At 39.4% G+C, this 15606-nt stretch carries 13 protein-coding genes; 4 read left to right on the top strand and 9 right to left on the bottom strand.

The features are described from left to right. Positions 1 to 125 precede the first annotated feature (125 nt). The 3 genes from QE382_RS02990 to QE382_RS02980 all read right to left on the bottom strand — a co-directional run bounded on the left by QE382_RS02990 (position 126) and on the right by QE382_RS02980 (position 2390). On the bottom strand, positions 126 to 1346 hold the full coding sequence (locus QE382_RS02990) for an SH3 domain-containing protein (protein WP_307184626.1): 1221 nt from the start codon (positions 1344 to 1346) through the stop codon (positions 126 to 128). Positions 1347 to 1561: 215 nt separating this feature from the next. Next, positions 1562 to 1942 (bottom strand): hypothetical protein, encoded by a 381-nt coding sequence (locus QE382_RS02985; protein WP_307184625.1) that lies wholly within the window; start codon positions 1940 to 1942, stop codon positions 1562 to 1564. Positions 1943 to 1973: 31 nt separating this feature from the next. After that, the gene (locus QE382_RS02980) at positions 1974 to 2390 is read right to left on the bottom strand and encodes a hypothetical protein (RefSeq protein ID WP_307184624.1); all 417 of its coding nucleotides are present in this window, start codon (positions 2388 to 2390) and stop codon (positions 1974 to 1976) included. Between the two features lie 181 nt (positions 2391 to 2571). Here QE382_RS02980 and QE382_RS02975 point away from each other — a divergent pair, with 181 nt between their 5' ends. After that, on the top strand, positions 2572 to 3348 hold the full coding sequence (locus QE382_RS02975; RefSeq protein ID WP_307184623.1) for a hypothetical protein: 777 nt from the start codon (positions 2572 to 2574) through the stop codon (positions 3346 to 3348). 242 nt (positions 3349 to 3590) lie between these two features. Continuing rightward, positions 3591 to 5282, top strand: coding sequence for a HEPN domain-containing protein (locus QE382_RS02970; protein ID WP_307184622.1), 1692 nt, complete (start codon positions 3591 to 3593; stop codon positions 5280 to 5282). Positions 5283 to 5328: 46 nt separating this feature from the next. On the opposite strand, the gene QE382_RS02965 is transcribed toward QE382_RS02970, so the two are convergent. Next, on the bottom strand, positions 5329 to 6450 hold the full coding sequence (locus QE382_RS02965) for an ATP-binding protein (RefSeq protein WP_307184621.1): 1122 nt from the start codon (positions 6448 to 6450) through the stop codon (positions 5329 to 5331). Positions 6451 to 6849: 399 nt separating this feature from the next. Between QE382_RS02965 and QE382_RS02960 the strand changes: the two genes are divergently transcribed. Together QE382_RS02960 and QE382_RS02955 are read left to right on the top strand one after the other, a co-directional pair. Then, entirely contained in the window at positions 6850 to 7221 is a 372-nt protein-coding gene (locus QE382_RS02960) for a hypothetical protein (protein WP_307184620.1), read from the top strand. Positions 7222 to 7223: 2 nt separating this feature from the next. Continuing rightward, complete coding sequence (locus QE382_RS02955) at positions 7224 to 8639, top strand: aminotransferase-like domain-containing protein (protein ID WP_307184619.1); 1416 nt, start codon at positions 7224 to 7226, stop codon at positions 8637 to 8639. Positions 8640 to 8833: 194 nt separating this feature from the next. Here QE382_RS02955 and QE382_RS02950 read toward each other — a convergent pair whose 3' ends face one another. From QE382_RS02950 to QE382_RS02930, 5 genes are all read right to left on the bottom strand, one after another. Next, a complete protein-coding gene (locus tag QE382_RS02950) occupies positions 8834 to 10477 on the bottom strand; it encodes a PepSY-associated TM helix domain-containing protein (RefSeq protein WP_307184618.1) in 1644 nt (547 codons plus the stop codon). Positions 10478 to 10483: 6 nt separating this feature from the next. Then, a complete protein-coding gene (locus tag QE382_RS02945) occupies positions 10484 to 10762 on the bottom strand; it encodes a hypothetical protein (RefSeq protein ID WP_307184617.1) in 279 nt (92 codons plus the stop codon). A gap of 372 nt (positions 10763 to 11134) precedes the next feature. Continuing rightward, positions 11135 to 13561: a TonB-dependent receptor gene (locus QE382_RS02940; protein WP_307184616.1), complete on the bottom strand. Its 2427-nt coding sequence runs from the start codon at positions 13559 to 13561 to the stop codon at positions 11135 to 11137. Between the two features lie 111 nt (positions 13562 to 13672). Continuing rightward, positions 13673 to 14389, bottom strand: coding sequence for a DUF4198 domain-containing protein (locus QE382_RS02935; protein WP_307184615.1), 717 nt, complete (start codon positions 14387 to 14389; stop codon positions 13673 to 13675). A gap of 378 nt (positions 14390 to 14767) precedes the next feature. Beyond that, entirely contained in the window at positions 14768 to 15580 is an 813-nt protein-coding gene (locus QE382_RS02930; protein WP_307184614.1) for an MBL fold metallo-hydrolase, read from the bottom strand. Positions 15581 to 15606 lie beyond the last annotated feature (26 nt).

Here is a 15606-nt window from a genome sequence, read left to right as displayed (position 1 = left end):
CAAAGGGCCTTATTTCTGAGCATCCCCGTTCCTCCTGTTTAATAAAATTCCTGCTAAGGACACAGACGAAGGACATCTTCAGACACTTAGTGGTCTTTCCGTGCCCCCGACGCTATTTTCGAATATTAACAGTAAAACATACATTCGTAGCTGGCGAGTTTCCCATCGGCGAATCTGAAGATAAATAGCCCAGCATCGCCGTTCTGGATATAATATACATGCGGATCAGTGATCCAATTCGCCGAAAGCAGGTCGCCAAAGTGGTCTACAAAGTCTTTTTCTGCATAATTAGCACCCATCCGCTCACTCCCCATGACAATGGTTTCGCCAGCACTAAAAAATAGCTGGTACAAACTACCCGCCACTCGCCCTTTACTATTTTTTTCAAAAGCGACGATCATATTGGGTGTTTTATAATAGTACTGTGGCTCCCACCCACATTCGGGCATATCCGGGATTTCGGAAACCCGTTGTAAAGCCAGTTGCTTCATTTGAGCATCTGTGATCTTTCCGTCAAATAAAGACACGCCTTTCCACTCGAAATGAAAGTTTAAAGCTTTTAGTTTCTTTGCATATACTTCAGACTGGAGTTCATTGTGAAACTTATCGGCCAAGACCAATTCAAAATCGATATCAACTTTGGGATCCACTACTCCTGCTTTGGTGTAGGTTTCCTTCCAATAAGTAAGGGCTTCTTTCAATTTGGAATACTTGGTCCAGCCTATTTCCCGCAGACGACCTACCGCCGCCAGCTCCTTTTCCTGATCCTTTCCTTTGACGTCCAAGTAATCTTTTAAGACCTTTTCATAGGTGAGTTGAGCCCCCAGATATTTCATTTGAATATATTCAGGTCGCTCATGAAAGTGATCGCCAATATACACCCATCCGTCAGCATACAGCGGCACATAATCGACACATACCATTTCATTGAGCCCTGCCCTACGCACAGCGGTGCTTGTTGTATTGGGTGCCTTATGCACGCGCAATTGCGAGACCTGTATATAGAAATGTGGGCATTGGGCATCTGTTGTTCCACTATAGAAATATTGTTTTGGCTCGCCAGCAGATTTTTTTCCGAACATGGCACTTTTGAGGGGCTGACGGTTTATATACCCGATATCCCCATTACTCACCTGCACCTTATACTGTGTATTGGTGGAATCTAGCAGGTAGACAGGTGCCTCCGTCGGAAAAACTCCCAAGAGGTCTTTACTGTTTCCTGCTTCACGGTAAAGGTGCCCCCATGTTGAGGTATACATTGGCCGCTGACCTGCTGGCTGTGCTACTGCGTAATTGATAAACCAACTAACAAAAAAGCAGAGTATAAGTAATCCTTTTTTTGACATACATTTAATTCTTTTTCAGATATGAGCTACGTTTAATATCGCTCAAACAGCAGGGAATACTCTTTCTCTAAATGCAATTGAAGCGTTCCCAAATGCCAGTTAAACAAACAGCTTCTTAGTATCGAAATTAAAACAAAAAAGAAGCCAATGAAATCACGGGGGTCAGGTATTTTTTGAGCTAGGGAACGATCAGATGTATAAACTACCGTATGTCACTATTTGCGTTGCAGTAAACTCACCTGAACTTCCAATGAGAGGATTGTCTTTTCTTGTGCTTTGACCGTTTGCTCTAAAGCATTGACCAACTGCTTATAAATCCCAAGGCCTTCGGCTGTGGTTGGAGGTGTTTCGACAGGCGGCGCACTTACCTCCACTTTCTCATCCTTCCGCATCATGGTTCCTTCGCCCATCAACAACCATGCGGGACTAATATCGGGATGTTTGGACAATATAGCGATCATGGCATCCGAACTGAGTGCGGTATTCTTCTGCCCTCCTTTAAAGTTTGCATAGGAAAGTTGCACATCTCTGAAAAATTTGGTTTTACTGATGCCTTTGGTTTCGGCGATCAGCAGCACGCGTTCCTTTACATTCACTTTTGCCCCTTTTTAAAAAATGTTTTGTGCTTTATTTATTCTTTAGTAAATCGAGCTCTCTTTCTAATGAAGACAACAATCTCTCCAAGGACATAATTGTCTTCTCTTGAGATTTAATCGTGATGTTTTGCGAAGCTATAACCTGTCTCAAACTATTGATTACAGAATTCGTAATTCCCTCCAATTCAGGTGTTAAATAAGTTCCCTCTTCTTCTTTTAATATGAGATTAGGCTTTAGCATATCGCCTTCCCCCTTTAGTAACCACTCGGAAGAATATTGCGGATATTTTTCAACAAGATTTATTAACCACTTGGATTGTATATCAGTTCCATTGGCAAGCGCACGGGTAAAAACCCCTTTACTTGCCCCTATTGTAGCTTCAAAAGCTGAAACACTCATCCCCTCCCTATCCGCAACAATCTTAATTCTCTTCAAAACAGAACCCATTACCGAAAATTTTAATATAAATATTTGCTTTACCGAAAAATAGTTCTTAATTTAGTGTCATCGAAGACAATTATAAACTACTTTACGAACCAAAAAATATGAAACCAACAAGGCTTTAAATCAGTGCACGGATCAGCATTAGCCCTAACAGCGGTTTCATTGACTAAAAAATTATAATCTGATGAAAAATACGGAAAAGAAACTAAAAGCGAAACATTTTCGCTATTTATGCAAGGATATAGTCAAAAATCCAATGATCTATATCAGGGATTTCTATCGCTATGAAATGGATATTATTTGTTGGATGAATCATATTCAGCTTTTTGTCAACGCAGCAACTGTCCCCGAAATGGCAAATCGCAATTTTGCTGAAAACGGATATTATTGCAAAGAAATGATCAAACAGATTGAGGTGGCTTATGTAATTTTTCACCAATGTCAACTTCCGAAACAAGAAAATCCATTGAATTTCTTTTCGACAAAAGAAGACTACCACAACTACGTATTTAAACTGGAATATACGACCCATGGACATATAGATCCTTCTGACACCATCAGTAAGTTCTTCTCCTACCAATCTCTTCAAAAATGGTACGATACAATGGATGATATCATGCACTATCTAACGGTATCCGACTCCGGTAACTACGAATATTTTGGCGATCAAATTATGGCCATACGAGAATTGCTGATGCGCCTCGCATTCGCCCTACACTATATTTATAAAGATGAGGGAATATCCTTAAATGTTCCATCTTATGTAAAAGCTATCAATGATGAACCTCATCAGTCTACCAAAGAGAAACCTATATTACGGCAAATCATGGAAGAAAGTATTGATAAAAAATATGCTCAAAAAGAAGCGCAGAAAAATAGTAGTGATATTGAAGACAGCCAAAGCTCGGACACATCAGAAATCCCCGTAAGCGAAAATAGCACTTTAGAAACGATAGACTAATCTCTTTTAAATCACCAAAGATCAATGAAACCCGCATAAATTATTTTACCAAAGTGCAACCAATTCATGAATACAGTTGAAAAATAAACTATTCATGATTAATTAAAGAAGGGAATTAATAAATGGTATCAGGCTCGTTGAATACCGCTTAAAACAGTGCTTAATAAAAACCTAATTTGTGCGTCGACAAAGAGGTATGAAGGAAAAATAGATAATAACCAGAACACCAAACCAAATTAATTATGAACACCGAACTTACCCCTATTATCGAGGCAATCCTTCGTGCCGTTGCCGTCGATGAAATTTACCAATGGACTTTTGACCACGATGGTAAAAAGTATCAAATGTTACAGGTCAATCTTAGCTCAAATGCCGGAATCCGATTTTCCGATGCCAATGGTCTTATAAACAAAACTGTTGGTTCCTATCCCAATGTATATATCAATGTGAACTTCACGCACGAAATACAACAAAAAATAGATCAAGGTTTAGGTCGGGCATACCTTATTTGCCAACCTGAAAACCGCATTTATCTGAATCCTGTGCAAGACATCCCCCTTGTCTTACCAGATAATAAAAGTGACGAAGTCATCGAAAAAACACGAACATATATCGATAAGGAAAAGGGCAAGATTCGATCTTTTATAGAGGGTTACAATTTCTATTTCGAACATAAAAATCATGCACACGCAGCATTTATGCTACACCAAGCTTTAGAACTTGCATTTCGAACAGCAGAAAACATCCTCGTCGTTGAGGATAAAAAGTCGCATTCGCTAAAAAACCATATAAACTATCTCAAAGCTTTCGACGATCGCCTCGGCACACTAGCCGATAATAACGAAAACAAACAGGCTTTGGAGAAAATTAATAAGGCTTACATTGACTATCGATATCACTTTGACTATTTTATCGATGAAGATGTATTAGAAACAGCCTATCAGATTGCTATCAATACATTAAACTGGATATACGATTATTCGAATATTTTATTCAAAGAAATTAAGTCAAAACTTAACTCGCCTGCAGTCACTAACTTCGAAGTTGAAAATTGCAAAAATAACAATGAAATATACAATCAAAGTTATTGTAACGCTAATTATCGGGACCTCATTTTAAATGCTATAGAGCGCTATTGCACCCCTGCGCTGGTCGTATGTTTCGGTTATGATTCTGATCATCACAACTATCATAATGCGCTGAAAAGGGTAAAAAATGATTGCATAACGCATGCTTACTATATCTTGGTCGCTTATGATATTTTAAGCACCGACATCAATAATCTAACGCAGCTCATAACAGGTATGCTTCCCAACAATGTATCACTTACGATGGTCGCGGAAAACACGAAAGCTTTCACCAAACAGCTCTCAAACGGGCATCCATTTTTTGTCTCGCTCATCAAAGTGGGCGACATCTGGTTTCAGAATCCATCCATAGCCAATATCGATCGGGAAAGCATCATTGCCCCACAGCTAAATCTAGGTTATGTACGTCAACAATGGAAGACACGCTATAATAACGCGCGCACATTATATTTACCTTGTGAGGAAGACTACTTAGCAATAAGCATCGAGGCCATATATTATATGTTATCTCAAGCGCTGGAACAAGTTTGTCTTGGCGTAATCAATACCGTACTTCAATACAAACCGCAACGGATCAATCTCACTTTCCTCATGCAACTCTGCAAATTGATAGTTCCTGATGCTTACGCCACATTTTGCTTGGACCGTGAAGAGTCGCTTAAGGCCTTTAAAAACATTACGGAAGCACAACAACAATTTACGCACAATGCAAATTATAAAGGAGATCCATTAACAATTATAGAATTGCAAAAACGCACAAAAACGTTTATGGAAAGATGTAACCAAGAGATGGAAAGCTATTTTGAGAAAATTTCTAACCAACAGCTGGTCGAACAAGTTGAATAGAACGGGCTATCAAAAATAGAAGCCTGGGCACCCTTATTTCAAGGGATTATTCAAGACCAATAAACGCTCTAAAATTATCCTTTGAGATTACCTGAACATCTGCGCTATAGGCTTCTACAAAATTTGACGGTATTTTTGCTTTCGCCTTAGGGTTCCATTTAAATTCGTAACCAGTTATTTTGCCGTCCGCTTCTTCTACATAATCGATTTCTTGCTGCTGTTTCGTCCGCCAAAAGTATTTGTTGACAAAACGTCGGCTATAACTGTTGTGTTTTAAGCGTTCTGAAATCAGAAAATTCTCCCAAAGTGCACCCACATCATCTCTTAATTCGATTGGATTAAAGTTTTGTATCACAGCATTGCGGATTCCGTTGTCATAAAAATATATTTTTCGATTTGTCTTTATTTCATTACGCAGGTTTCGGCTAAAGGAAGTCAAGGGGAATATAATGTAAGAAATTTCCAAGAGATGAATATAATTGGCAACAGTGTTTTTATCAACTCCTGTCAGCTGGGCAATTTCATTATAGCTCACTTCGGATCCAATTTGAAAGGCTAGGGCTTGAAGGATCTTCTCGAGAACTTCTGGTTTTTTTATATTCGCTAAGGCTAAAATATCCCGATACAAATAACTTTGAGAGATCTCATTGAGTACTTCCCGTTCGTCACCGCGGCTAGTAATCGATTCTGGATAAAATCCATAAACCAGTCTGGTTTCCAGATCGCTTGCAGCATTAAGAAAGCCACTACTATGCTCATATTCTGCATAAGAAATAGGGAAAAGATTGAACTCTCTCTTACGTCCTGTCAATGGTTCATGCGTATGAGTTTTCAACTCAAGCGCCGAGGATCCGCTGAGGATAAGCTGTACATCTTTAAATTGGTCATGTATAATTTTTGCTGTTAAACCTATATTTTCGATGCGCTGTGCTTCATCAATAAATACCACTTTAGCTTGACCAATAATTGTTTCAATCTTTTTTGTGTTAGGACTGTTGAGATAAGTCCTTACCAAGGGATCATCCCCATCCAAAAATAAATAATCGTCACCAGAAAGTATCTCTTTGATCAGGGTAGTTTTACCTACTTGCCGCGGACCAATTAGTAGGATAGTCTTCCCCTTAAAAAGTGCTTGCTCCAACTTATTTTTGATTAATCGCTGTATCATAGTACATTCTGTATTCACCAAAAGTAATGCTTTTCGGTGAGTTTATTCACCAAAAAGCATTACTTTTGGTGAATAACAAGATTATTAAACTTTTGTATACTATTAAATACTGCCTTAAATACGATGGAATACGCAGAATTGATCAGTTGAAGCCTTTAAGAAATCACCATTACATTTATCGAAGAATGTAACTAGGAGATGGAAAGCTATTGTAAGAAAATTTCTAACCAATAGCTAACCACGCCACCGACAAGTATCCAGATAAAGTCTAAAGATCTTAAATGGAAATTACAAAAATCACAGGACAACCTAATTTTTTTCTGTACCCCTGTTTTAACACCACTCTGTACCTAAACTGCATCCTGTACCCTTCTTAAATTAGCAAAAAGATTTATTCTTATGCCGACAACTGCACATCAACCGTATCTGATCAGACAAGTGGATCTTTCTGATTTAGCGCTTATCAAAGAAATACTCAACAAAAAACACCTGGATACAGACTCGATAAGCATGCCTTTCCTAGTGCTCGAACAAGGCAATCAATTAAAAGCCTTTTCATCTGTAATACTCTGCAAAAAGAATTTACTGTCGGTCGAAATGACCTACGAGGGTCCTATTTCGGATACGCTCTTCAAAGTATTCACGGACAAAGCGCAATCCTTCTTTGAGCAGCAGTTGATGGACCTATTTGGTTCGGAAGAATCGCTCAGAAAAGGAATCTACCGATATAATAACTGGTTAAATCAAAGCAGAAACAGTAAATTAGCATAAGGATGGAACAGCAACTGTTATATAAAAAAATAGCCAATATTGTCGAGAACCAGATCAAAAATGGTTCTTTAGTATATGGCGATCGTTTACCTTCTGTCCGCAGCGCTCAGAAATTATACAATGTAAGTTTAAATACGGCAAAAAGTGCCTATATGGAACTAGAGAGTCGATCGCTAATTGAATCACGTCCCAAATCAGGCTATTTCGTTAGTCGATCCGGCCTTCGTCGGATGGCTATCCCGTCCATTTCTACCTTCAAAATCGACGAAAAGAAACAAGATCCCGCGGCATTGATCGATAAAGTTTTCCACTCCCTGGAAGACAAGGAAATTACACGCTTTTCACTGGGTTTACCCAGTGCATCATTACTTCCGATTCAAAAACTTAATCGATGCATTATAGAGTCGGTTCATGAGCTGCATGATTACGGTGATCAATATGGACAGGTACAGGGAAGTCCGAACTTACGGAAAGAAATTGCCAAATGGTCATTGGTACTTGAAGGAAAAATAAGTGACGAGGATCTTATTATCACGTCGGGTGCCATGAATGCCATCTACAGCTGCCTTCGTGCCGTCACTAAACCCGGCGACACCATAGCGGTAGAAAGTCCCCTTTATTTTGGCTTTATTCAGGCTTTTCAACTATTGGGTCTCAAAACCATCGAGATTCCTACCCACCCTATTACGGGAATTGAATTGGATGCTCTGAAAAAAGTTATTCATAAAATTGATGTCTGTTGTTTTGTCACCAACTTTAGCAATCCATTGGGCGCACTCATGCCTGAGGAGCACAAGAAAGAGCTTGTCAAACTACTGGCACACCACCATATTCCATTGATTGAAGACGACCTCTATGGGAACATCTATTTCGGTTCGTCACGGCCCAAGCCATGCAAATATTTTGACGAAGAGGGACTGGTAATGTGGTGTGGATCATTTACCAAAGTATTAGCCCCAAGTTTTCGGCTCGGTTGGGTTGAGCCCGGGCAATACAAGGATAAGATCCTAAAACAAAAACTCATACAGACGATTTCGCAGCCTGCAATTTATCAAGAGGCGGTCTCTAAATTCTTACAGATCGGCCGGTACGACCATCACCTCAATAGTTTCAGAAAAAAACTGTACAACAATTATGTCAATTTCAGAAACAGCATTGAGGCACACTTTCCTGAAAACACCAAAATGTCGCAGCCCGAAGGTGGCTTTGTACTTTGGTTAGAGCTGGACAAAAAGATAGACTCAACGGTGCTCTACGATTATGCGCTCAGACAAAAGTTGAGTTTTGCACCTGGAAGGATGTTTACGCAGCACGATCAGTTTAAGAATTGTATTCGGCTTAACTATGCGGTGGACTGGAACGAAAAGACGGCACAGGATCTGATGCGCCTCGGGCGATTTTTTAAGGCTGTATTGTAAGAGGAAATTTCCGCGATCATCAGTTTGGTATCATTGGATAAAAATTGATCTGCGCCGCGAGGCGTTGTCTACCCAGATCTTGACCTTAAAAGTATTTAACCCTTATCCTATAAACGCGCCAAGGATACCTTGTTGGCGCGCTGAAATCTAAAAGCACGAAATATATTTACCTCGCAGAGAGAAAAGAATTTTTGTTAACGAATCGTCTCAAAGAATTTTTTAGTCTTGTTATAGGCGATTAAACCAATTATACCAATCATCAGCCATAAAAAGTCGACGACAAAAATATCCCGCTGTCCATTGCGGAAGGTATCCCAGATCCAGTTACCAGTCATAAAACCATTGACAAGTGGAATAAAAAATGCCAAGATACTTCCCACAAGCAATGTTTCGCGATTGGTTCTGCGAATGCTTCTCCGGATAATATAATACAGTGAAAATAGGAGCCAGCTATAGAAATAAACGCGGTATATAAAATCCTGATTGACTTCCGGAATCAATTTAATAGCAATGAAAGTTAATGCAGTGACAGGCAACATCGTCAGACATATTGCTGTGAAAATATTGGCCGCCCAGAAATTGAATTTTCGTTTTCGTGGAATTACGTTGTTTTTGTCACGCGCGACCAACCAGATCAGTATACCGGAGATAATAACGAGACAGCCCATAACGCCTAAAATAAAGTACACCATCTTGAGCGGGTAGCCTCCATAATCGCCATAATGCAGCCGATATATAATGCTGCGGACCCCATCTGCATAGGTAGCTTGGCTTACAGGGGATTTTTCGGCAACAATTGTATTATCGGCAACTCGCACGGATAATATACCCGAACCAGCAAAACTCTTATTAAAATGCGGCTCCAGTTCCATAACAACATGCATATTGGAATCTGCGTAATTTTTGATCGTGATGCGCTGAAAATCGGATTCTGGCCATTTATACTTTGCCAAATCCAAAAATGGAGCGATCTTAACCTGTGCATCAAGGTGCTTATAGGTATAAGGGAAATTTGTATCCGCACTAACACCTATGTCTTGATACATTTTTTGTTGATCACCGTCATAAAGCAGCTTACTAAGTGGTAAAGCCAATACCGAATTGATAATCAAAAAGGTTCCGGTCACGGCAAAGATAAATTGGAATGGAAAACCGATAACACCCAATGCCGTATGCATATCGGTCCATACTGTTTTCCATTTGCTGAAAGGCCTGAATACAAAGAAGTTCGATACAATCTTATCCCAATGTAACAATAACCCAGTGATAAGAGCAAATAGAAAAATAAAAGCGGTTATGCCTGCAATAAGATAACCAAATGGTGCTATGCCTACCCTAATCGGTACTTGATTGAGTTGGGCCAAGAAATGTAAACGGAATAAAAACTCTCCCATATCGTAATTCTGCACATAATCACCATATTTTTTGTTGGCGAAATTGTAGGTAAAGTTTTTCGAATCATCCTCTCCTCCTCTTCTTCGGCTATTTTTTTTTGCGGCTTTTTGTTCGGGCGTTATCTTGGCTAAATTTTCTTTGTTTACGATTGTATCATTAGATGCACTAAGTGCTACATAAGCTGCTGTGCCTTCGCGGTGCATATAAAAGGTGATATCACGTCCTTGTAAATTGGTCTGCCCCTTGATTGAATCTAGCAATCGGTCAAAGTTTTGATGATCTTCACGGTAGGTTTTATAGGATGTATTATTCTGCCAGGCAGCAATTTCATGTCTAAAAAATGCAAATGAACCCGCAAAGAATATCACATAGAGGATAGCACAAATGGTAATGCCACTGATGGTATGTGTATTGAAGTAAATATTATAATTTCGGTTATTCATGACGAATTACATTTTAAAGAAATAAGGCAAAGAGAAAATTGCTGCCAAAAGCAAGTATATCCCCCATATCTTCCATCCGCTCTTAGCAAGGAAGGCCAATAAGAGCAATATTGCCCATAATAGATAACCGGTGAGACACGCTGTAGCAACAACATCTTTTTTCTCAAAAATATGTGTGACTAAGACATGAAATGAGAGCATCACAACATAACCACCGACAAAACCGGCTGTAATTTTCAGGAACCGTTGAAAGGGTGTACTGAGATATTTTTTATTGGCAGGCATATTTTATCGGTTAGGAAATCAACAATTCAACACAAAGGCTAAATAAATAGAGGCCCAAAATCGGATACAATTTAAAATAGCGGTAAGGATTCAATAAAACCACGAGACTCATCATGCACATGAAATAAGCAAAAAAAGCAAAAAAGCCCGCTCCGAAACCTTGCAGATAAAGCACGACGGCAAAGGGAATGAGTAGCAGTAATATGCTTAAAATGCGCACAAACTTCGTTTGTGCGCACATTCTTTCTAGCCAAGGTGGTCTAGACCCGAACTTCACTTTTTTACTTGAACTGTAAAAAAGATAGGTTCCACAAAGTATCACGATAAGCAATGTACTATACATCAGTTATATATTTTAGCTAGATCGTTTGTTTAAAACTTATAGGTAACTCCCATACGGAAATTACGTCGCGCTTCTACGATGTAGGTATAATAGCTCACACTTTCTGCTATTTTAGCATTTTTTGCTGTGATAGAGCCTGCTGTAAGCAGCTTTCTATTGTCCAACAAGTTATTAACCATTACAGAGATATTATATCTGCCTTTTTGGTAACTAATACCACCATCGGTTCGCAAATAATTCTTGAAATTACTTTCTTTCGTGGTTCCGATAGCACGATCAAACATTCCTTGAACGCTACCGACAAAGCCGATACCTTTCAACGGACCCTGCTGCAAACGATAGGATACCCAAGCGTTGGCAGTATGTTTTGCAGTATTTGGCGTAATATCACCAATCTTCTCTTCTCTTGAATCTTTTGATATTTTAGAGTCCGTCAACGCATAGTTGGCATTCACATTTAATCCGGGTAGCACTTCGCCAGTTACATCAAATTCGATACCTTTCGATGTTGTCTCACCTATAGCTATTTTAAAGAAACTATTTGTACTTCCTGGTATTGGATGATCAAAATCATCAGCTAGTGCATTTTTTCTTTTTATCTGATAGGCACTTAAAGTCGATATCCACTTTCCACCTCCCCATTCTCTTTTCACACCAGCTTCAAGATCGTTCCCACGAACTGGCTTGAAAGGATTTCCTTCCCAATCAGAACCAGCCTGAGGAACAAAAGATTGATCAAATAACCCATAAACACTTGTCGATTTGTCAATAGAATAACTCAACCCGACACGTGGAGAAAATGCCTTATCATTTTGGTCTGGTATTACCTGCGTGCCTACTGTTTTTCCCAGCGTCTCTGCCACAGTATAACGCAATCCTAAAGAAAGACGTAACTTTTCATTTAAAAAAGCCATCTCATCATGTGCGTAGAAAGACATATAGCTAGTTAAATTCACATAGTTGGAACCTCCGGCGCGCACCTTGATATTCTTTGATCGGTCAACAACAGGAAAAACTGTTCCCGGAATGTTATATTGTGGATTATAGACGTTCAATGGCGTACCTGGAATTTCAGCGAGTAGAGTTCCAAAATCGCCCCAAAACTTCTTATTTCCATAATCCGCTCCGACCAATATTCGGTGACGAACACTACCGGTATATTCTTCTCCATTTAAAGAAACCTGACCGAAGCGATTTTCACCATGCTCGTCCGCAATACTGTAATAACGAGGCATGTTACCATTCGCAGTCATGTAATTCAACCAGGTACTTGTCGCCTTCATATCAAAATTGAAGTACGCCATCTGCGCATGTAATTTCCAGCGATCGCTCAACTTTCGATCTAAATAAACATATGCACTGTGGTCCTTAAGCTTACCTGGTTCCATGGAAGGGTCACCATAGAAAAAATCATTGGAAATATCTGGATCGGCAAATCCCTTAGGCGAAAAAGTATAATTACCATTTGCCAGATAGGTAGATCCTTGATAAGTGTATTCAAATGTTAAATTCGTCAAAGAATCGACCTTATAAGTCACAACTGGAGCCACAACAACACGATTATTGTAGTTGTATTTTGTAAAATAATCCTTTTGCTGGGCAGCCATATTTAAACGGTATAACAACTTGCCATCTTTCCGTAATTTACCATCAAAATCAACCGCGGCGCGATAGGTACTGAAACTTCCCACATTAAATGTCGCCGATCCCTTAGTATTTCCTGTTGGTTTCTTGGTAACAACATTATAAAACCCTCCTGGCTCACCATTCGCTAGCATAAAACCTGCTGGTCCTTTTACAAACTCGATTCGTTCGATCATGCTCGCATCTTCGGCAGTTGGTCCCCAAGAGGCCTCGATATTCATACCGTTACGAAATGCCGGAATCTTAGATCCGCGCATGCGTATGTTAGCGTACTGATTGTCCCAGTGACCTTGGCGTGTAGCCCCGCTAATATTCCGGGTGATACCATCGACAATATCAAATACTTGCTGATCGGCCATTAAATCGGATGAAATAACCTGTATATTCTGAGGCAACTCCAAGATTGGTGTTTTAAGACGCAAAGATCCCGATATACTATCGAATTTATAGTGTTCATAGTATTTACCATACACAGCAACTTCATCGATTGCTTGCGATTGGTCCTTTAATAGGATGGGGCCTAGGTTTGTAGGTACATCTTTCACGTTCACTTCCATCACGTGTTTGCTATAACCGATCGCTTTAATCTCCAAATGGTAGGTCTTCGAAGCAAGCTTATCGAAGATGAAGTGTCCCTCACTATCCGTACTTGTCGTGACACCAGTATTCGTCAATTTTACGGTCGCTCCGGAAATGGGCTCAGATTTTTCATTGATAAGAACCCCTTCAATAACTTTGTTCGTCTGTGCCTGTGCAACAGAAAAAACCGAACTTATCAAAGGAATGGCTAAAAAGGATAATGTTTTATTCATGAATGTAGTATGGTAGATGTTTTTTTAGATCTTCTTTTTTCAAAAGGATCCATTAATGTTTCGACGTTTCAATGGATCCTTTTGATTATTCAGCATATTTCGGGTCTGCAGCTATTTCACGGTAATAAAAGTCGTACTACCCTGCCATGCAGATGCATAGGGTTTCCCTTCATGTTCACCCGCAACCTCCGCAAAGGTACTTGCTTCCAAAACATAAGGACCCGACCAGAGGGCATCAAACGTTAGCAGGCCATTCTCATCGGCAACAAACTCTTTCCCCCAACCTGTCGCAGAAAAAACGGATACTTTGGCTTGAGGTACGACTTTGCCATTACTGGTGATCTTTGCTTGCAAGCTTTGACCTTTTTTTAAGTTATTCGCTGTAAGCAGTTCAATCTGCAATGGATTTTTTACGACGCTATAATCAAGTACTGTCGGTTTTCCAACGATAACCGGTACAAGCGAAGAAAATTCATATTTCGTTTTACCACCCAAATCTTTAGGTGCCTTGACAATGGATAGAAAATAGGTTCCGGTTACGTCAGGTTGAAATGAGCCGCTAAAATGATCACCTTTATTCGTCAGCTGAAGTTTGATGGGTTCTTTTCCAGGAGTATGCAACATTAGTGAGAAGTCCTTCACGTCGGAATACCATTTGTCGACCTGATCTCTTTCGTTTGTTGCAAATTCACCGTAATATACTTTTACTTCATGGGCTTGGTTGAGTGTCCCATAAGAAGATGCTTCAATCCAGAGTGCGTGTGAATAACTATTATTACTACACAGCAGTACCGCTAAAAAGGTAAAGAATGAAATTAAAATTTTCATAATATGTTGATTGATGTTTAGTTTTTCTTCAACTTATTATGGGAGAATTCCAGGTTTTGTTGGAGTCCAACAACGAATAAATGATAAAATTCGTTATCTTGTAAATTCTTCCATATCGTATATCGGGAGTAACTGATACAGCATACTGTTTCAGTCACCTACATGCAGTTGCCGCTGTATGTAGATTTGTACCATGTAATAGATTGCCGTCTATTGCATGGTATTTGTTAGCCGTCTTTTATTACACCGATGTAATTTAGACTGATTAAAAACAGAGCAAATATAACAGGAAATCTTTTTAAATCAAGTATATTTTTTATTTTACAGTATTTTATCTTCTTGGGTTAAGAAAAACTGCGAAGCGAATGGAGTTAAAGTTTAAGAAGAAAGAGCCACAGGCATTGAAAACGCAGCTAAATGTTGTTCGAGCACATGTTTCAGATCGAACAATTCAGTTTCCTGATATCGTGTTGCGACATGGAGCTTGATGCGTTCGCAATGCGGTTCGAAAGTTTGCTGTACAAGATCAACCGTATTGTTTTCACCGGAGAGGTGAGTAAGAATAAGATGTTTAAGACGTTTTGTTTTATGGGCATTAAACAGTTCAACGGCAACCCGATTTGAAAGATGGCCCCATCCACTACTAATCCTGTTTTTAAGAAAATAGGAATATCGGCCTATCCGCAACATATCTTCATCATAATTTGATTCCAGAAGCAATACATCCGAATGCTGGATAACATGTTGTACATTTTCACAGGGCCGCCCTATATCGGTCAATATACCAATATTGTATGTGCCATCCGAAACAAGAAAGCTGCACGGTTCTTTGGCATCGTGATATTTGGGAATACCATACACTTTGAGCCCTCCTATTTCAACAACTTCATCGTGACTTATGATATGTACCAAATGAGATGGAAGTTGCAACCTGGTACCCTCATAACTACCTTTAGTGATATAAACCGGTAGATTATACTTTTTAGCGAATACGGATAGCCCCCTTATATGATCAGAATGCTCGTGTGTAATGAAAATTGCTTTGATCTGCGTGGGTAAAATACCCAAATTATACATCCGAAGGTGAATATGTTTACTGTTGATACCAGCATCTATCAAAATGGCAGAATCGTCTTTAGCGACATAATAACAGTTCCCATTACTTCCGGAGGCGATTGCGCAATATTTCATTCGTAGAATTTATTTTTAAGAATATA

Origin of the sequence: Sphingobacterium zeae (assembly GCF_030818895.1) — a bacterium.
GTDB lineage: Bacteria > Bacteroidota > Bacteroidia > Sphingobacteriales > Sphingobacteriaceae > Sphingobacterium > Sphingobacterium zeae.
The sequence above is the reverse complement of the archived record's forward strand: the minus strand, read 5'-3'. Positions and strand labels throughout refer to the sequence as shown.